This window comes from Serratia sp. 506_PEND (genome assembly GCF_001076875.1).
Taxonomy (GTDB): domain Bacteria; phylum Pseudomonadota; class Gammaproteobacteria; order Enterobacterales; family Enterobacteriaceae; genus Serratia; species Serratia marcescens.
Genome location: NZ_JVEL01000518.1, coordinates 1 through 17978, shown reverse-complemented (window position 1 = coordinate 17978; position 17978 = coordinate 1). Strand labels below are relative to the sequence as shown.

Annotated in this window: 17 protein-coding genes and 1 pseudogene; 8 read left to right on the top strand and 10 right to left on the bottom strand. The window is 61.8% G+C overall.

The window, feature by feature from the left end; all coding sequences use genetic code 11:
* From ADK28_RS33095 to ADK28_RS21680, 3 genes are all read left to right on the top strand, one after another.
* Positions 1 to 1303: S-type pyocin domain-containing protein (locus tag ADK28_RS33095; RefSeq protein WP_239686272.1), on the top strand; the 1303-nt coding region annotated here is incomplete at its 5' end.
* Positions 1303 to 1560, top strand: coding sequence for a hypothetical protein (locus tag ADK28_RS21685; RefSeq protein WP_015377593.1), 258 nt, complete (start codon positions 1303 to 1305; stop codon positions 1558 to 1560). The genes ADK28_RS33095 and ADK28_RS21685, both read left to right, overlap by 1 nt.
* Positions 1561 to 1825: 265 nt before the next feature.
* Complete coding sequence (locus ADK28_RS21680; RefSeq protein ID WP_048796625.1) at positions 1826 to 2914, top strand: malate/lactate/ureidoglycolate dehydrogenase; 1089 nt, start codon at positions 1826 to 1828, stop codon at positions 2912 to 2914.
* 40 nt (positions 2915 to 2954) lie between these two features.
* On the opposite strand, the gene ADK28_RS21675 is transcribed toward ADK28_RS21680, so the two are convergent.
* The 3 genes from ADK28_RS21675 to phoP form a co-directional block, all read right to left on the bottom strand.
* Positions 2955 to 4076, bottom strand: coding sequence for a cupin domain-containing protein (locus ADK28_RS21675; RefSeq protein WP_048796621.1), 1122 nt, complete (start codon positions 4074 to 4076; stop codon positions 2955 to 2957).
* 84 nt (positions 4077 to 4160) lie between these two features.
* Entirely contained in the window at positions 4161 to 5618 is a 1458-nt protein-coding gene (gene phoQ, locus ADK28_RS21670; protein WP_028128045.1) for a two-component system sensor histidine kinase PhoQ, read from the bottom strand.
* A gap of 5 nt (positions 5619 to 5623) precedes the next feature.
* A complete protein-coding gene (gene phoP / locus ADK28_RS21665; RefSeq protein WP_004941169.1) occupies positions 5624 to 6295 on the bottom strand; it encodes a two-component system response regulator PhoP in 672 nt (223 codons plus the stop codon).
* A 378-nt stretch (positions 6296 to 6673) separates the two neighbouring features.
* Here phoP and ADK28_RS21660 point away from each other — a divergent pair, with 378 nt between their 5' ends.
* Positions 6674 to 7693 carry an ADP-ribosylglycohydrolase family protein gene (locus ADK28_RS21660; protein WP_048796620.1) on the top strand — a complete coding sequence of 340 codons (1020 nt, stop codon included), beginning with the start codon at positions 6674 to 6676 and terminating at the stop codon, positions 7691 to 7693.
* A 4-nt stretch (positions 7694 to 7697) separates the two neighbouring features.
* On the opposite strand, the gene ADK28_RS21655 is transcribed toward ADK28_RS21660, so the two are convergent.
* Positions 7698 to 8465: a GntR family transcriptional regulator gene (locus ADK28_RS21655; RefSeq protein WP_048796619.1), complete on the bottom strand. Its 768-nt coding sequence runs from the start codon at positions 8463 to 8465 to the stop codon at positions 7698 to 7700.
* Between the two features lie 138 nt (positions 8466 to 8603).
* On the opposite strand from ADK28_RS21655, the gene ADK28_RS21650 reads away from it, so the two are divergent.
* From ADK28_RS21650 to ADK28_RS21640, 3 genes are all read left to right on the top strand, one after another.
* The gene (locus ADK28_RS21650) at positions 8604 to 10118 is read left to right on the top strand and encodes a PLP-dependent aminotransferase family protein (RefSeq protein ID WP_016928072.1); all 1515 of its coding nucleotides are present in this window, start codon (positions 8604 to 8606) and stop codon (positions 10116 to 10118) included.
* Between the two features lie 116 nt (positions 10119 to 10234).
* Positions 10235 to 10687 carry a GNAT family N-acetyltransferase gene (locus tag ADK28_RS21645; RefSeq protein WP_048323028.1) on the top strand — a complete coding sequence of 151 codons (453 nt, stop codon included), beginning with the start codon at positions 10235 to 10237 and terminating at the stop codon, positions 10685 to 10687.
* Positions 10688 to 10702: 15 nt separating this feature from the next.
* Positions 10703 to 11407: a GNAT family N-acetyltransferase gene (locus tag ADK28_RS21640; protein WP_048796618.1), complete on the top strand. Its 705-nt coding sequence runs from the start codon at positions 10703 to 10705 to the stop codon at positions 11405 to 11407.
* Positions 11408 to 11458: 51 nt separating this feature from the next.
* Here ADK28_RS21640 and purB read toward each other — a convergent pair whose 3' ends face one another.
* A complete protein-coding gene (purB, locus tag ADK28_RS21635; RefSeq protein WP_016928069.1) occupies positions 11459 to 12829 on the bottom strand; it encodes an adenylosuccinate lyase in 1371 nt (456 codons plus the stop codon).
* A 22-nt stretch (positions 12830 to 12851) separates the two neighbouring features.
* Positions 12852 to 13478 carry a high frequency lysogenization protein HflD gene (gene hflD, locus ADK28_RS21630; RefSeq protein WP_016928068.1) on the bottom strand — a complete coding sequence of 209 codons (627 nt, stop codon included), beginning with the start codon at positions 13476 to 13478 and terminating at the stop codon, positions 12852 to 12854.
* 331 nt (positions 13479 to 13809) lie between these two features.
* On the opposite strand from hflD, the gene kup reads away from it, so the two are divergent.
* The gene (gene kup, locus ADK28_RS21625; RefSeq protein WP_016928067.1) at positions 13810 to 15678 is read left to right on the top strand and encodes a low affinity potassium transporter Kup; all 1869 of its coding nucleotides are present in this window, start codon (positions 13810 to 13812) and stop codon (positions 15676 to 15678) included.
* 50 nt (positions 15679 to 15728) lie between these two features.
* On the opposite strand, the gene mnmA is transcribed toward kup, so the two are convergent.
* From mnmA to ADK28_RS21605, 4 genes and pseudogenes are all read right to left on the bottom strand, one after another.
* Positions 15729 to 16829 (bottom strand): tRNA 2-thiouridine(34) synthase MnmA, encoded by a 1101-nt coding sequence (gene mnmA / locus ADK28_RS21620; protein WP_048796617.1) that lies wholly within the window; start codon positions 16827 to 16829, stop codon positions 15729 to 15731.
* Positions 16830 to 16935: 106 nt separating this feature from the next.
* On the bottom strand, positions 16936 to 17382 hold the full coding sequence (locus ADK28_RS21615) for an NUDIX hydrolase (RefSeq protein WP_015377609.1): 447 nt from the start codon (positions 17380 to 17382) through the stop codon (positions 16936 to 16938).
* A gap of 9 nt (positions 17383 to 17391) precedes the next feature.
* Positions 17392 to 17730, bottom strand: coding sequence for a lysozyme inhibitor LprI family protein (locus ADK28_RS21610; RefSeq protein ID WP_033640599.1), 339 nt, complete (start codon positions 17728 to 17730; stop codon positions 17392 to 17394).
* A gap of 22 nt (positions 17731 to 17752) precedes the next feature.
* Positions 17753 to 17978 (bottom strand): annotated as a pseudogene (locus ADK28_RS21605) (23S rRNA pseudouridylate synthase); the annotation flags it as partial.

The window sequence follows — 17978 nt, the reverse complement described above, 5'->3', positions numbered from 1 at the left end:
CCGCAAGGTGGAAGCAGCTAGAAAAGCGTTGTTCGCTAAAGCGGGTATTATGGACGCTCCGGCGTATACGCCGGAAAAGCTAAAAGCGGCCAATGCGGCGCTGGCGGCGGCAGGCGCCATGGTGCTCAACCGCGCCCCCGCCATGCTGCAGACGTCGATGGTCGGGCAAGGTGTGATGACGACCACGAGCGAACTGGCCGGCTGGGCAGCGAGCGCGTCGTGGCGGGCGGCCTACGAAGTCGGCAGTATACGCGCCGGCACCGCGGTCGCCGCCGGATCGGTGCTGGGGGCTTTTGCTCTCGGCTTCTACCCGACGGAGGTCGGTGCAGGGAGTGACCGGGTGCCCGGGCGGGATGTCAATCTGTTTGCCCTTCAGGCGAGCCTGGCGGCGGCGGGTAGGACGACCATTCAGCCCGGCATTACCTCGGTCGATTTGCCGGTGCGCGGATTTATCACCACTGACGATGACGGGAGACAGAGCGTCAACTTCGTCAGAACGGGCGTCGGCGGCGTATCGCCGAGCGTGCCGGTATTCAGACCCGTTCGCGATGAGCTGACGGGGCTGGACAAAATCATGCTGCCGGCGGTGGCGGGCGCGCCGGCCAGAACGATACTGATCAACCCGGTGCCGACCGGGCCGGCTGCGCCGGCGCATACCGGCAACGGCTCACCGGGGCCCAAATCGCCAGTGCATACCGGCACCGGCATCAGGCAGGCGGACAGCATCGTGGTCACCACCTTCCCGGCGGATGTGGTGCAGGATCTGCAAGACTTTATCCTGTGGCAGCCGGATGCGCTGGAAACCGGAGTTGAAGCTGTCTATGTGATGGTGAGCAAGCCCTATGGTGAAACCAACGCCAGGGGCAAATACAGCGGTCGTGAATACAACACCAATAAAGCTGGGGGCCCCATCCAGAACCTGGATTGGAAAGGGGCCAGCATCGACCGTGCCGGCGTAGATAAGGTGAAGCTTCATACTGGGCGTTTTGAACAGACCCCGGAAAACCAAGTGATGATTGACCGTTTGGATAAAATTTTGAAAGGGGAGCTACAACCTACTGACACTGATAGGCGATTTTATACTCATGAAATCAGAGAGTTGGAGAGGTACAGGAATCTTGGCATAAAAGATGGTGAGGTTCCGCACAGTGTTCAAGAACAGAAGGCCGTATGGAATAATACACATACTGCTACGCTTGAAGACTATAGAATAAATGAAAAAGAACAGGCACTTTATACCGATGGGGCCCTACAAGCCGCATATGAACAGGAGCTGAAAGATGCTATGGGAGGGAAGAAATAATGCCTTTAAAAGATATCGTTAAAAATGAAAGTGTAGAAGATGTGCTAACTTTTTTGGGACCGACCTCTGATTACCGTAAATTAGATCGTCTATATACCTATAATCGCTTTGATGCAATTTCCAGCGGGGAACTCTCTTCTACTTACGATGCATTATTCCAAAAAGGGGTGCTTCAAGATCAAAATGGAAAAGTAGTTAAAGGCCCCAACTGGAAAGAGCCGAAATTCGTAACCGAGAAAAAATACGGTATCGAATAGCCATAGTTATGGTCTGATTAGTGCATCTTTAGCCCCCAGCAAACGAAAGCTTGTTGGGGGTTTTCTTTTTTTGCAGGTGGAAGGGCACCATAACGAGAGCCTTTTGCCGGGGGGCTAACGTAGTGGCGCCCGCTCTTTTTGTCGCCAGGGCTAACGTGCGGATACTGTAGTTAAAACGGGACGCTTGCGATCGGCATAATCGCTTGCCGAAACAAGGCGTTGCTCATAGTGTGGAGGTACATTCCCCACGCATAAGGACCGCATGATGAGCACCGAATACCGTATCGCCAGCCCGCATTTGGCGCAGTTCGTTCAGGCGATTTGGCGCCAGGCCGGCAGCACGGCGCGCGAAGCCGAGCTGGTGGCCGATCATCTGGTGCAGGCCAATCTGGCCGGGCACGACTCGCACGGCGTCGGCATGATCCCCAGCTACATGGCGTCGTTGGCGCAGGGGCAATTGCAGCTCAATCAACATGCCGAGGTGGTGCGCGACGCCGGCGCGGTGCTGACGCTCGACGGCGCGCGCGGCTTCGGTCAGGTAGTGGCCAGCGAAGCGATGGCGCTGGGCATTGAACGCGCCGGCAAGCTGGGCCTGGCGGCGGTGGCGCTGCACAATGCGCACCATATCGGCCGCATCGGCCATTGGGCGGAGCAGTGCGCCCGCGCCGGTTTCATCTCGATTCACTTCGTCAACGTGGTGGGCGATCCGATGGTGGCGCCGTTCGGCGGCAGCGATCGCCGCTTCGGCACCAACCCGTTCTGCGCCATTTTCCCGCGGCCGGGCCGCACGCCGCTGCTGTTGGATTTCGCCACCAGCGGCATCGCCTTCGGCAAGACTCGGGTGGCCTATAACAAAGGCTTGTCGGTGGCGCCGGGCTATCTGATCGACGAACACGGGCAACCCACCACCGAGCCGAAGGTGATGCACGAAGCGCCGTTCGGTTCGCTGCTGCCGTTCGGTTTGCACAAAGGCTATGCGCTGGCGGCGATGTGCGAAATCCTCGGCGGCGCGCTCTCCGGCGGCCGCACCACCCACGACGCCACGCTGAAAGCCGACAGCGACGCCATCTTCAACTGCATGACGACCCTGATCCTCGATCCTCAGGCCTTCGACGCCCCGCAAATGCAGGCCGAGGCCGAAGCGTTTATCGGCTGGGTAAAGGCGTCGCCGCCGAGCGGTGAACAGCCGATCGCGGTGCCGGGCGAATGGGAGGAGGCCAACCGCGCGGCGCGGCTGGAGCAGGGCATACCGGTAGACGCCACTACCTGGCGGCAGATTTGCGCGGCGGCGGAGCAGGCGGGCATGGCGGATGAAGCGCTGGCCGGCTTTCGCGCGCAGGCGCGGCAGGCATAAAAAAGCCACCCGGCAGGGTGGCTTGTGCGCGTGACGGCAATCAGTCGTTAAAGTACCAATAGCCGCTGTTGACCAGCACGGTCAGCAGCGCCAGGAATGACGGATCGTCCACCGCGTCGCCGAGCTGGGCGGCGTCGACGCTGAAGTGCTGGCACAGGGCGTCTGCGGCCTGCAGCTGGTCGGTGTCGATCAGTTCGCCGTTGACGAAGCAGCGATCGCCGACGCGCAGCACGCGCAATCCGCCCAGGCGCTGCAGCGCTTCACCCTGTTGCAGCAGTTCGTAGATTTCCCCGGCCTGATACGGCGGCTCCGGCGGCGCCAGATCCAGCTCGTGGCGCGATTGGGAGATAAACTCGCCGAACCAGTGCTGGAAGTGCTCCGGCTGTTGCACCAGATCCAGCATCATCTGCCGTAAGGCGTCCACTTCCTGCGGCAAGATCTCCGCCGGGTGTTCGCGCAGTTTAACGTCCGGATCGCCGTAGCGCTTGCTGCCGAGTTCGCGCGCCAGCACGTAGTCGGCGAAGCCGCTCACCAGCTCGCGGCCGTTCGGCGCGCGGAAGCCCACCGAGTAGTTGAGCGCGTTTTCCAGCGCGTAGCCTTCATGCGGGAAGCCCGGCGGAATGTAGAGAATGTCGCCCGGCTCCATCTCTTCGTCGATGATGGCGTCGAACGGTTCGACCTGCAGCAGATCCGGGTGCGGGCAGTGCTGTTTCAGCGGCGTTTTTTCCCCGACTCGCCAGCGGCGGCGGCCGGTGCCCTGAATGATGAACACGTCGTACTGATCGAGGTGCGGGCCGACGCCGCCGCCCGGCACCGAGAAGGAGATCATCAGGTCATCCATCCGCCAGTCCGGCAGTTGGCGGAACGGGCGCATCAGCGCCGCCGAAGGCTCATGCCAGTGATCCACCGCCTGCACCAGCAGCGACCAGTTGTTTTCGCTCAGGTGGTCGAAGCTCTCGAAGGGGCCGTGCGCGACCTGCCAACGGCCGTCCTGGTGGCTGACCAGGCGGCTGTCCACTTCGTTTTCCATCGCCAACCCGGCCAGCTCATCCGGGGAGATCGGATCGATAAAGTTTTTGAAGCCGCGCTTCAGAATCACCGGACGCTTTTGCCAATAACGTTGCAAAAAATCGTTCCAGTCCAGATCTAATTGATAATCCATGTTCTATTCCAGGATAGGGGAGTGAGCCTGAGTGCGATTATAACGGAAGTTTGGCCCCGTGGATCGGGGCCGCAGCGGCATAATTTATTCGTTGTGGTGGGTATCGTGCTGGCGGGCGAAAGTGACCTGCATGCGCGCGCCGCCGAGCGGGCTGTCGCTGATGACGATTTCGCCGTCGTATTGCTCGATGATCTCCGCCGCCACCGACAGGCCAAGGCCCTGGCCGGGGCGCAGGGTGTCCACCCGCTGGCCGCGCTGGAAGATCAGCTGGCGCTTGCTTTCCGGGATGCCCGGGCCGTCGTCGTCGATGACGAGGATGAGATTTTTCTCTGAGTGCAGCGAGGTGATCTCAACGAACTCCAGGCAGTATTTGCAGGCGTTTTCCAACACGTTGCCCATCACTTCCATAAAGTCGTTCTTCTCGCCCATAAAGGTCACTTCCGGCGAGATGTCCAGCGTGATCACCACCCCTTTGCGCTGGTAAACCTTGTTCAGCGCCACCACCAGGCTGTCGAGCAGCGCCGGCACCGAGTGGATCTCGCGCGTCAACACCGTCTGGCCGGAGTTGATGCTGGCCCGGTGCAGGTAGTAACCGATCTGCTGCGAGATGCGCCCGATCTGATCCAGCATGATCGGCTCGGCTTCTTCGATGGTGGTCTGCTTGCCGCTGCGCAGCGAGCGCAGGGTGCTTTGCAGCACCGCCAGCGGCGTTTTCAGGCTGTGGGTCAGATCCGACAGGGTGGTGCGATATTTGGTGTAGCGCTGGCGCTCGTTACGCACCAGAATGTTCAGATTGCGCACCAGCCCGCGCAGTTCGCTGGGCGGGTTCTCATCCAGCTGATCGCGCTCGCCGTTCTCCAGTTCGCCCACCTGATTGACCAGCGCCTTGATCGGCCGCAGGCTCCAGTAGGCCGCCAGCCACAGCAGCGGCACCACCAGCAGCAGGTTGGCCAACAGCACGTAGCTGAACCACTCCCACACCACGTCGGATCGCTGCAGCTCCTGCGGAATGCTGTCAACCACCACGATGGTCAGCGCCGGCAGGCGAGGCGTGGCGGCATAGGTGTTGACCGCCACCGAGTGGGTCAGCGCGTTCTGATCGGTATCGTCGTAATTCTTCAGCTGATCCTGCGCTTTGGGGTTGTCCCCCAGCACTTCGCTACTGACGCGGGTGTCGGTGTCGATTTCGTAGAAGCCGGACTCCTCCAGCCATTCCTTGTTGATCAGCTTCTCGAGCTCCGGCACCTTGCGCTGGCTCCACAGCAGGTTGCCTTTATCGTCGTAGATAAAGACCAGCGTCGGGAAGTTGAGATCGAGATCGGGGGGAATGGCGATGGTGAGTTTGTTGTCTTTCCACTGCGCCAGGCTGAAGAACAGGTTGCTCTCGCCGCGCAGCAGACGGAAGGCGGTTTTGTCGAAGCTGACGATATAGCCGACGACCGCCACCAAACCGTAAGAGAGCGACAGCGCCAGGATCACCCCGGCGGTCGCCATCAGGAAGCGGGCACGCAGCGAAAACGGTTTTTTATTCTTGTTGAACATCATGTTCACTTCGCGTCAAAACGATAGCCCTGGCCACGTACCGTGGTGATCACTTCATGCGGGTATTCCGCCTGCACTTTCTTGCGCAAGCGGCCCATCAGCACGTCGATGGTGTGGCTTTCACGCAGTTCGGCGTCCGGGTAGAGCTGCAGCATCAACGAATCTTTGCTCACCACCTTGCCGGCGTTGCGGATCAGGGTTTCGATGATGGTGTATTCAAAGGCGGTCAGCTTGATCTGTTGATCGTTGACGCTCAGTTCGCGGCGCGACAGATCGATCTGGAACGGCGGCAGCACGATCACCTGCGAAGCCAGGCCGCTGTTGCGGCGCATCAGCGCCTGCATGCGGGCGATCACCTCTTCCAGGTGGAACGGCTTGGTGACATAGTCGTCGGCGCCGGCTTCCAGCACCGCCACTTTGTCCTGCCAGCTTTCGCGGGCGGTCAGCACCAGGATCGGCAGCTTGGTCTGATGGGCGCGCCAGCGGCGGATCAGGCTCAGGCCGTCTTCACCCGGCAGGCCGAGATCGACGATGGCGATATCCGGCGCGTGTTCCTGCAGGAAATAATCGGCTTCCTTGGCGTCTTCGGCCGCGTCGACCTGATGGCCCATCTCGCGCATCTGAACGGAAAGGTGGTGACGCAGCAAACCATTATCTTCAACAACCAGTACTCGCATGGCGAACTCCTGTGACTATGCGGGTGAACATCCTGTCACCCACGCGATAAAAGGGAACACGCTCTGCGGCGTGTCAGGGAATAACGCGGCCACCTGAACCATTTTGACAAAAAGTGCTGAGGCTATGGTAGGTATAACCCGCCCGGCCCGCAAGAGAGCCGAGGCAATGTATTAAAATAAGCGTTATCAATTTGTTCGCCGACATTATCGACAAGCTCTGATAAACGTCGGATAAACAGCGGCGGGGCAACATTAAACGCAACTTAAACGCGCCGGGCATTGCCCGCGAAAGGGAAGTGTGAGCCGGGCGCTTGATAAGCTTTAAAGGTACTAATAAGGTATTATTGAGGCAACGGCACATTTTCTCAGGAGCGACGGATGAAGCAGTTAACCCAGGCAGAACGCATAGCGGGCGCACTTTACGGACAGATGCTGGGCGACGCGCTCGGCATGCCTTCCGAGCTGTGGCCGCGCGAGCGGGTTAAGCGCCATTTCGGCTGGATAGACGGTTTTCTCGATGGGCCGGCGGAGAACTCGGCCGCCTGTTACTTCAAGGCCGGGCAATATACCGACGATACCGCGATGGCACTGGCGCTGGCCGATGCGCTGCGGGAAGCGGAAGGTGAGGTGGTGCCGGCGCTGATCGCCCGCAATGTGATCCGCTGGGTGGACAGTTTTGACGCCTTCAACAAGAACATTCTCGGCCCCAGTTCCAAACTGGCGTTGAGCGAGCAGAAAGCGGGCACGCCGATCGCCGAGTTGGAAAACAACGGCATCACCAATGGCGCAGCAATGCGCATTTCGCCTTTGGGCTGCGTGCTGCCGTCTGCGCCGCTGGAGGATTTCTGTCAGCAGGTGTGGCTGGCCTCCAGCCCGACGCACAAATCCGACATCGCCGTCGCCGGTGCCGTCGCGATCGCTTGGGCGGTTTCGCGTGCGGTGGAGGGCGCGGACTGGGCCTCGATTCGCCTGGCGCTGCCGGGTGTGGCGGAGTATGCCCAGCGCCGTCAGGTGACGACGTTCAGCCCCTCGCTGGCGGCGCGCATCGAGTTGGCGTTTCAGGTGGTGGATGAGGCCGCCGATCCCGAGCAGGCCTCTGAGCGGATATATCAACTGATTGGCGCCGGGGTGAGCACCATCGAGTCGGTGCCGGCGGCGCTGGCGATGGTGCAGCTGGCGCAAACCGATCCTACCCGTTGCGCGGTGCTGTGCGCCAATCTGGGCGGCGATACCGACACCATCGGCGCGATGGCCACCGCTGTCTGCGGCGCGCTGCACGGCGCCGACGCGATGGATCCTGCCCTGCTGGCGGAGTTGCAGCGGGTGAATTCGCTGGACGTTGAGGCGTATGCCCAGGCGTTCGCGCGTTTTCGCCGCCGCCGGCAGGGCGAGGCGTGACGGATCAGCTTTCGCTGGTAAACTCGTACATGTCGCTGCGGCAGAAGCTTTCGCTGTATTCGATCGGCTTCTTGCGGTGGTCGAACAACGTCTGGCGCACGATCAGCAGCGGCATCGGTTCTGATAGCTGCAGCGCCTGGCGGATGTCGTCGTCGGCCATCGCCGCGCTGACCTGGCTGCGCAGCGAGCCCATCTCCACATTATTATTGCGCCGGAAGTAGTCGTACAGCGAGATGCCAATCTCGTCGACGTTGGCAATCGCCGCCGCCACCACGTAGGACACCGCCACCGACATCGGCCGCCGATCGATAAAGTGAATGCGCTTGAGTTGGTAGATAGGCGCTCCAACCGCCAGCCGGAGCTTTTCCGCCAGTTCGGCGCTGGCCGGCACCCGCTCGCGGCTGATCCATTGCGTATCCGGCTGACGCCCCTGTTGCGTCGCCTCGCGCGAGAACCCTTTGATGTCCGCTAATGAATAGCGCAGCTTCGGCGCGGGCCGTTGCGGCTGGATGAAGGTGCCGTAGCCGCGTGAACGGCCGATGATGCCGTCTTGCTCAAGGCAGGCCAGCGCTTTGCGCACCGTGATGCGTGAGATGCCGAGCCGTTCGGTAAACAGGCGCTCGCTGGGCAGGAAATCCCCCGCGTTCAGCAATCCTTGCTCGATAGCCTGGCGCACCGAGGCGTTAAAGCGCAGATATAACGGCATCGCGCCCGTGCTGGCCAGATCCTGCAGCAGTTTTTCCAGCAGACGCTGGTTGATCTCCTTGCTCATAGCTGACGGAAGTCCTGTAGCCGCAATGCGATGGCTTATTTAAGGGGATTTCGCCGGGCAGCGCAACTGCCGCCGCCGCTGGGAGAAATGAGGTAGAGTAGTGTGCTATTGCCCCAGGCTCGGAGAAACAGACTGCCCATGAGTGACACCCCAAGACACGCGGACGACGCGGCAATCCTGGCAGCCTTCACCCAGCAGCGTCAGCAGGGGCTGACCCGACGTTCGGCGCTGCATCAGGCCCTGTTGCGGCTCATCACCGCCGGGGAACTGCCGTGGCGGGCGAAGCTGCCGCCGAGCCGCGCGTTGGCGGCCCGGTTGACGGTGGCGCGTGACACGGTGGAACAGACCTACGCACGGCTGGAGGCGGAGGGGTTTATCAGCCGAACGGTGGGGCGCGGCAGCTTTGTGCGTTATCGCTGCGATACGCTGCTCGGCCGTGAACTGCTGGCGACGCAGGCAGGCCAGGAGGCGCGGCTGGCGGAACGCGAGTTAAGCGATCGCGGCCGGGCGTTGCTGGCGGTCAGCCATACGCCGCACACCAGCCGCCAGGCTTCGCTGACGCCCTCGCTGGCGGATCTGAGGGCGTTTCCCATCGATTCATGGCTGCAGTGGGAAAAGCAGGCGCTGCGGCGGCACGGCGAGCGGCTGTTGGGGTATGCCGATCCGCAGGGCTTGCCGGAACTGCGTGCGGCGATCGCGCACTATTTGCAGCGGGAGCGGGGCGTCAAGGCGTCGGCGGAGCAGGTGATCGTGGTCACCAGCTCTCAGCAGGCGCTGGCGCTGTGCACCCAGGTGCTGTTCGATCCCGGCGATGCGGTATTCGTCGAAGAGCCGGGCTACCAGGGGGCGAAAAAGCTGGTGCAGTCGGCGGGGCTGCAGGCGCGACCGATCGGCATCGATGAGCAGGGGATGGACGTCGGGCAACTGATGCACGCCACGGGCGGCGGGCGGGGCGTTTACATCACGCCGTCCCATCACTACCCGCTGGGGTATTCGCTGAGCCTCGAGCGGCGTCTGGCGCTGTTGCAGTGGGCCCAGCGTCGGCGGGCCTGGATCATCGAAGACGATTATGACGCCGAGTTCAACTACGATCGACAAACCAAGGCGGCGCTGCAGGGGCTGGACAGCGGCGGGCGCACGCTGTACATCGGCACCTTCAGCAAGACGCTGTTTCCGGGGCTGCGCATCGGCTTCATGATTGCGCCGCCGCAGTTGGTGCGGCCATTGGTCGCCGCCAGGCAGTTTCAGGACGGCTACACGTCGGCGCTGGCGCAGATGACGCTGTTCCACTGCCTGCATGAGGGCGGCTACGCCGAGCATCTGCGCAATATGCGCACGCTGTACAAGGCGCGGCTGGATGTGCTGTACGACGCGGTGCAACGCCATCTCGCGCCCTGGACGCACCCGGCCTTGCCGCAGGGTGGGCTGCAGCTGGTTTGCCCGTTGGCGGATGCGGCGACGGAGCGGCGGCTGGTGGCGGCGGCGGCCGAACGAGGAATACGGTTGTACGGCCTGGCGGATTTCTACACCGGCGCGCCGCAGCGCGGGGCGCTGGTGCTCGGTTTTTCGGCCTATACGCCGGACGAGATCGTGCGCTTTATCGCCACGCTGGCGCAGGTGTTCAACGCGCTGCCGCGGGAAAGCGGCGGTTAAAATTGGTCTGCTCGGCGTTTTGAATTGGTCCGTATTACGCCGCCGCTGCGCGGTGTATCCTGCCGCTATTCGGTTATTTCCCTAATGGAAATAATATCTTAACCCCGTGAGGCGCTATGAACCCATCAAATCGTGAAGTGACCATCCGCAGAATCAATGGCGACGACAGAGCGCAATGGCTGGCGTTGTGGCAGGGCTATCTCGACTTTTACCGCGCCGACGTGGCGCCGCAGGTGACCGATCGCACCTTCGAACGGTTGGGGCTGGATGAACAGGTGTACGGGCTGGTGGCGGAGGATGCCGACGGCCGGCTGCTGGGGCTGATGAACCTGGTATTCCATCCGTCCACCTGGAGCGCGATGGGCTATTGTTATATCGAAGATCTCTATGTGTCGCCGCAGGCGCGCGGCCATAAAGTGTCGGAAAAACTGTTCGAACAGGCGTATCGACTGGCGGAGGCGCGCGGCAGCGATCGGGTCTATTGGATGACTCAAGAGTACAACGCGCCAGCGCGTTCGCTGTACGACAAAATCGGCAGAAGAAGCTCGTTTATCGTTTATACCCGTTAACCGCAGGAGGCGCGTATGGCAATGAATCGTTATGGTCAGCCGATTGGCGAACCGATGCCGGATTGGCAGCCGGCTCGTCGCCCGGGCGGCGCAACGCTCGGCGGGCGTTTCTGCTCGCTGGCGCCGCTCGAGCCGCAGCGGGATTACGCCGCGCTGTACGACGCTTTCCAGCTGGCGCCGGACGGCCGCGACTGGACCTATCTGTCTATCGAACGGCCCGATACGCCGGCGGCGATGCTGCTGCATCTGGAGACGCTGCAGGCCAACCCGACGCTGGTCAATCTGACAGTGTTCGATGCCGTCAGCGACGCGCCGGTGGGGACGGTGGCGCTGATGCGCATCGACGAGGCCAACGGCGTGCTGGAGATCGGCCACGTCAGCTGGTCACCGTTGATGAAACAGCGTTCCAGCGCCACCGAGGCCATCGCGCTGCTGCTGCGTTACGCCTTCGACACGCTGGGCTATCGTCGCTGTGAGTGGAAGTGCGACAGCCATAACGCGCCATCGCGCCAGGCCGCGCTGCGCTTTGGCTTCCGTTACGAGGGCAACTTCCGCTTTGCGGTGATCGTTAAAGGGCGCAGCCGCGATACCGACTGGTTCGCCATCACCGCTGACCGTTGGCCGGCGGTGCGGCAGGCGTTTGAGCGTTGGCTGAGTGCGGACAACTTCGATGCGCAGGGGCGGCAGATTGCCCGGCTGCAGGTGTTGCGCGGCGAATAATAAGCAACAAGGCGGCCCGCGGGCCGCCTTGTCGTTGTGGGTCTAACGCGTTTACTTCAGCTCGTCGACCAGGGTAGTGGCGCGGCCGATGTAGTTGGCCGGGGTCATCGCCTTCAGACGGGTTTTCTCTTCTTCCGGCAGCGCCAGACCATCGATGAACGCCTGCATGCCGGCGGCGTCCACGCGCTTGCCGCGGGTCAGTTCTTTCAACTTCTCGTAAGGCTTCTCGATGCCGTAGCGGCGCATCACGGTCTGGATCGGCTCGGCCAGCACTTCCCAGTTGTGATCCAGTTCGTCCAACAGGTGCGCCTGGTTGACTTCCAGCTTGCTGATGCCCTTCAGGGTGGCCTGGTAGGCGATCAGCGCGTAACCCAGGCCCACGCCCAGGTTACGCAGCACGGTGGAGTCGGTCAGATCGCGCTGCCAGCGGGAAACCGGCAGTTTACCCGCCAGGTGGCCCAGCACGGCGTTGGCCAGGCCCAGGTTGCCTTCGGAGTTTTCGAAGTCGATCGGGTTGACCTTGTGCGGCATGGTGGAAGAGCCGATTTCGCCGGCGATGGTCTTCTGCTTGAAGTGGTTCAGGGCGATGTAGCCCCAGATGTCGCGGTCGAAGTCGATCAGAATGGTGTTGAAACGCGCTACGCAGTCGAACAGTTCGGCGATGTAGTCATGTGGTTCGATCTGCGTGGTGTACGGGTTCCAGGTGATGCCGAGCGAGGTCACAAACGCTTCGCTGAACTGATGCCAGTCCACTTCCGGGTAAGCGACGATGTGGGCATTGTAGTTGCCGACCGCGCCGTTGATTTTACCCATGATCTCCACGCGCTCCAACTGGCGGTACTGGCGCTCCATGCGGTAAGCCACGTTGGCGAACTCTTTGCCGACGGTCGACGGGGTTGCCGGCTGACCGTGGGTGCGCGACAGCAGCGGGATATCGCGGTATTCCTGCGCCAGCCCTTTCAGCGCGTCGATGATCTTGCGCCAGTAAGGCAACACCACGTCCTGACGGGCGCTTTGCAGCATCAGCGCATGCGACAGGTTGTTGATGTCTTCGGAGGTGCAGGCGAAGTGGATGAACTCGGACACCGCGTGCAGCGCAGGCACCGCCGCCACTTTTTCCTTCAGGAAATACTCGACCGCTTTCACGTCGTGGTTGGTGGTGCGTTCGATGGTTTTGATGCGCTGCGCGTCTTCTTCATTGAATTCCGCGACGATTTTGTCGAGGAAAGCGTTTGCGTCGGCGTCAAAAGCGGGAACTTCCTTGATTTCTGCGCAGGCGGCCAGTTTTTGCAGCCAACGTACTTCAACCTGTACGCGGAATTTCAGCAGACCGTATTCGCTGAAAATGGGGCGCAGTGCGCTGACTTTATCACCGTAGCGTCCATCAACGGGGGAAACGGCGGTCAGTGAGGATAATTCCATCGGTAGCAACTCCTGGGATCGATTAACAATGAGCAACGATATTTTGCGCCTGCTTGAACAGACGATTACGGGAAAACATTAACTGCAGGCGGCTGCCGCCGACCTGTTGCCACAGCACGGCGGCGCGAATGCCGGCCAGCAGCGTGGCGCGCACCTTGGCCTGCACCTGCGGATTCTGCAAGATCGCCGGCGAGCCGGTCACCTGAATGCGCGGCCCGAGCGGGCTGACCACGTCGACGTAAATGCCGGCCAGCGCGCTGATGATGGTGTCTGACTCAAGATCGAAGTGCGCCAACTGGCGCTCAAGCTGGCCGAGGCGTTCGCCGAGCGTGTTCATCGCCTGTTTGTTGGCGTTGAGCTTGCGCTCCAGCACCATCAGGCTGATGGTGTAGCGGGTCAGTTCCGCGCCCGGCCCTTTGTTGTTGGCATTCAGCACGCCCATCAGGGTTTCGAGGCCGACCATCAAATTGCGTTCTTCGCCGCCGAACACCGCCAGCGTGGAGGGCGGATCCATTTGCAGCAGGCTTTTCAGCGAGGTCTGAAACGCTTCGCGGTCGCATTGCCCTTCATGGGCCAACTGCTGAACCAAACGCGCCGACTGGCTGATGCCCGCCATGGCCAGCGTGATGTCATAATAATTCTTCGCCACGATGACTCCTGTAAACGCGGTGAACGGTACATGGCTTACTGCATAAGGTTGTGTGTATCGCAGGGGCAACGGCGGCGGCCGCGAACGGTAACGCTCGGGCGTGGCTGTAACAACGATGACAACGAATGCCGCGGATCATGCCACAAAATCGAGGGTAAACCCAGCGTCTAATACGTCTGTTACGAGGCGGAGGCGCCGTGCGGCGCAGAACTGCGCAATAAGGCGGCGAAAATCGCCGGCGCGGCGGCGCGAACTTATTGTTGCGGCGGCAAATAAAGTGCGGCGGCTGCATCTATACTGCCAACGTGAACCCTTAAATAAAGACCTTTATATGCACGTAAAAAACAAGCAGCCGCTGCCGGCGGTGACGCTGGCGGCCATCGGCGTGGTGTACGGCGATATCGGCACCAGCCCGCTGTATACCCTGCGCGAATGCCTGACGGCGGAGGAGGGCATCACCCTGACGCCGGCCTCGATTTACGGCTTTTTGTCGCTGATTTTCTGGCTGCTGACGCTGGTGGTGTCCATTAAATACATTTGTTTTGTGATGCGCGCCGACAACGACGGCGAGGGAGGCATTCTGACGCTGATGTCGCTGGCGATCCGCAAGCTGGATGCGCGCTGGGTGCCGGCGGCGGTGCTGATCGGGCTGGTGGGCGGCAGCTTCTTTTACGGCGACGGGGTGATCACCCCGGCCATTTCGGTGCTCTCGGCCATCGAGGGGCTGCAGATTATCGCCCCCGAGCTGGACAGCTTTATCGTGCCGCTGTCGCTGCTGGTGCTGACCGCGTTGTTCGCGATCCAAAAACGCGGCACCGGCAGCGTCGGCAAACTGTTTGCCCCGGCGATGGTTATCTGGTTCCTGACGCTGGCGCTGCTGGGCATCGGCGGCATTTTGCATCACCCCGGCGTGCTGCGGGCGCTGAACCCTTACTGGGCGGTGAATTTCTTCCTCGAATACAAGGCGGTGTCATTCTTTGCGCTGGGCATGGTGGTGCTGTCGGTCACCGGCGCCGAAGCGTTGTACGCCGATATGGGCCACTTCGGTAAAAAGCCGATCCGTCTGGCGTGGTTTACGCTGGTGGCGCCGGCGCTGGTGTTGAACTACTTCGGCCAGGGGGCGCTGCTGCTGGCCAATCCGGCGGCGATCAACAACCCGTTCTTCCTGCTGGCGCCGACCTGGGCGCTGATCCCGCTGCTGGTGATCGCCACGCTGGCGACGGTGATCGCCTCGCAGGCGGTGATCTCCGGCGTGTTCTCGCTGACGCGGCAGGCGGTGCGGCTGGGCTACCTGCCGCCGATGCGCATCATCTATACCTCCGATCAGGAGTCCGGGCAGATCTACATTCCGGTGGTGAACTGGCTGCTGTTCGCGGCGGTGCTGATCGTGATTATCAGTTTCAAACACTCCAGCAACCTGGCGTCGGCTTACGGCATCGTGGTGACCGGCACCATGCTGCTGTCGTCGATTTTGCTGAGCATCGTGGCGGTGAAAAACTGGGGCTGGCCGCGCGCGCTGGGCGGGTTGATGCTGCTGGTCATGCTGTGCATCGACGTGCCGCTGTTCGGCGCCAACCTGATCAAGCTGGCGACCGGCGGCTGGCTGCCGGTGGCGCTTGGGCTGACGATTCTGCTGATCATGCTGACCTGGAAGACCGAGCGTTCGCGCCTGATCCGCCGGTTGCGCGACAATCAGGAAGGGCTGAGCGCGCTGATCGAATCGCTGGAGAAGGCGCCGCCGAAGCGGGTGCCGGGCACCGCGGTGTTTATGGAGCGCACGCCGCATGCGGTGCCGCTGGTGCTGTTGCATAACCTGAAGCACAACAAGGTGCTGCACGAGCGCGTGGTGCTGCTGACCATCGTCACCACCGACATGCCGTACGTGCACAATGTGCAGCGGGTGGCGATCGAACAGCTGTCGGCGAGCTTTTGGCGGGTGGTGGCGAGCTACGGCTGGCGCGAGACGCCCAACGTGACGGATATCCTTTATCGCTGCGGGCTGGAGGGGATGAGCTTCACCATGAACGAGACCTCGTTCTTCATGTCGCGCGATACGCTGGTGCTGGGCAAGCGGCCCTGGTATCTGCGCGTGCGCGGCAAGGTGTTTCAGCTATTGCAGCGCAACGCGCTGCGGGCGCCGGATCTGTTCGAAATCCCGCCGAATCGGGTGATCGAGCTGGGCGCGCAGGTGGAATTTTGAATAAAAAAACGCTGCGGTAAACGCAGCGTTTTTCTTGGGCGGCAGGCGAATTACGCCAGGCGCTGTTCGATGATGCCGCCGCCGAGGCAGATTTCGCCCTGGTAGAACACCGCCGACTGGCCGGGGGTGACGGCGGAGACCGGCTCATCGAAACGCACTTCGATGCGTTCGTCGTCGAGTGGGGTCACGGTGCAAGGGATGTCCTGCTGGCGATAGCGGGTCTTCACCGTACAGCGGAACGGGCCGGTCAGCGGCAGACGATCCACCCAGTGCAGCTGCTGCGCGATCAGGCCGGTGGACATCAGGCGCGGGTGATCGTGCCCCTGCGCAACCACCAGCACGTTGTTGGCCACGTCTTTATCAACCACGTACCACGGATCTTCGCTGCTGTCTTTCAGGCCGCCGATGCCCAGCCCTTTGCGCTGGCCCAGAGTGTGATACATCAAACCCTGGTGTTCGCCGACGGTCTGGCCGTCGACGCTGACGATCGGGCCCGGCTGGGCCGGCAGGTAGCGGCCGAGGAAGTCGCGGAACTTGCGTTCGCAGATGAAGCAGATGCCGGTGGAGTCTTTCTTCTTGGCGGTGACCAGCTCCAGTTGCTCGGCGATGCGGCGCACCTCCGGCTTCTCCAGCTCCCCGACCGGGAACAGGCTCTGCGCCACCTGCTCGTGGCTCAGGGTGTAGAGGAAGTAGCTCTGATCTTTGTTGCCGTCGACGCCGCGCAGCAGGCGGCTTTTGCCGTCCACGTCCTGGCGGCGCACGTAGTGGCCGGTGGCGATGAAATCGGCCCCCAGATCTTCGGCGGCGAACTCCAGGAAGGCTTTGAATTTGATCTCTTTATTGCACAGGATGTCCGGGTTCGGCGTGCGGCCGGCCTTGTACTCTTCCAGGAACAGCTCAAACACGTTGTCCCAGTATTCCGCCGCAAAGTTCACCGTGTGCAGTTCGATGCCCAGCTTGTCGCAGACCGCTTGCGCGTCGGCCAGATCGGTCGCGGCGGAGCAGTACTCTTCGTCGTCGTCTTCTTCCCAGTTTTTCATGAACAGCCCAGCGACCTGATAGCCCTGTTGCTGTAACAGATAGGCGGTAACGGAAGAGTCGACGCCGCCGGACATACCGACGATTACTTTTTTCTGGCTGTTGTCTGACATGGGGATCTCACGAACTTGAACACGAACCGTGCTGATAAAAACAAGCGCAGGATTTTACCACGTTGCCCGCGCCGGCGCACTGTTCATCTTGTGCTGCCCGGCGCCTTCAATGCGGCCAGGCGAAGCTGCCGACCAGCGAAAGCGGGTAACGTTCCGGCTGCTGATAGCTGCGAATGCTCTCCGCCACCAGCGCGGAACGCAGGTTGGGCGCCTGCAAAATCTCGTCGGCGCTCAACCACAGGCAGCGATCGATGTCGCTGTCGTGCGGCTCGGTCGGCAGCGGCTGTTCCAGCTCGATGACGAAGCAGAAACGCAGGAACGGCGTGCGATCCGGCGCGATCCACTGGTGCAGGCGCAGGAACGCCTGCGGCGTGGCGCGGATGCCGGTCTCTTCCCACAGCTCGCGCTCGGCGGCCTGCACCAGCGTCTCGTCGGCCTCCAGGTGGCCGGCCGGCTGATTCCACAGCGCTTTGCCGTTGATGGTCTCTTCGACGACCAAAAATTTGCCGGCGGCGTGCACCACGCAGGCTACGGTGACGTGCGGTTTGAACATGCGGTCTCCTTACAGCGGTTTGTCGATGCGCCGGTAGATGTCGTCCAGCTCGGCGATGCGGGTGCGGTAACTTTGCAGCAGGCAGGCGGTGTCGCCGCCGCACCGCTGGCGTTTGGCCAGCCAGGCCTGCTGGCTGTCCTGCATCGCGCCGCGCGCGCCCATGGCGAACAGGCCGCGCAGGAATTGGTACTTGGTGGCCATTTGCACGTCCAGATCGTTCAGCGTGCGGTTGGCGCAGATGGTGCGTTCATCGCTGCCTGCCGCCTTGGCGCAGTCGAAGCTGGCGGCCGGGGCGGCGAACGGGGCCGCCAGAGCGGCGAGCAGCAGCGCGATCGGAGTAGATTTCATGGCGCCTCCATCAGTTATCGGTCTACAGGGAGTCGATGGTTTTCCATTCACCGGGCTGCAGTGAATCCAGCGAAAGATTACCCATACTGTAGCGAATCAGGCGCAGGGTAGGGAACCCGATATGCGCCGTCATGCGACGCACCTGGCGGTTTCGCCCTTCATACAGGGTGATTTTCAGCCAACTGGTGGGGATGGATTTACGCTCGCGGATCGGCGGGTTGCGCGGCCACAGCCACTGCGGCTCGGCC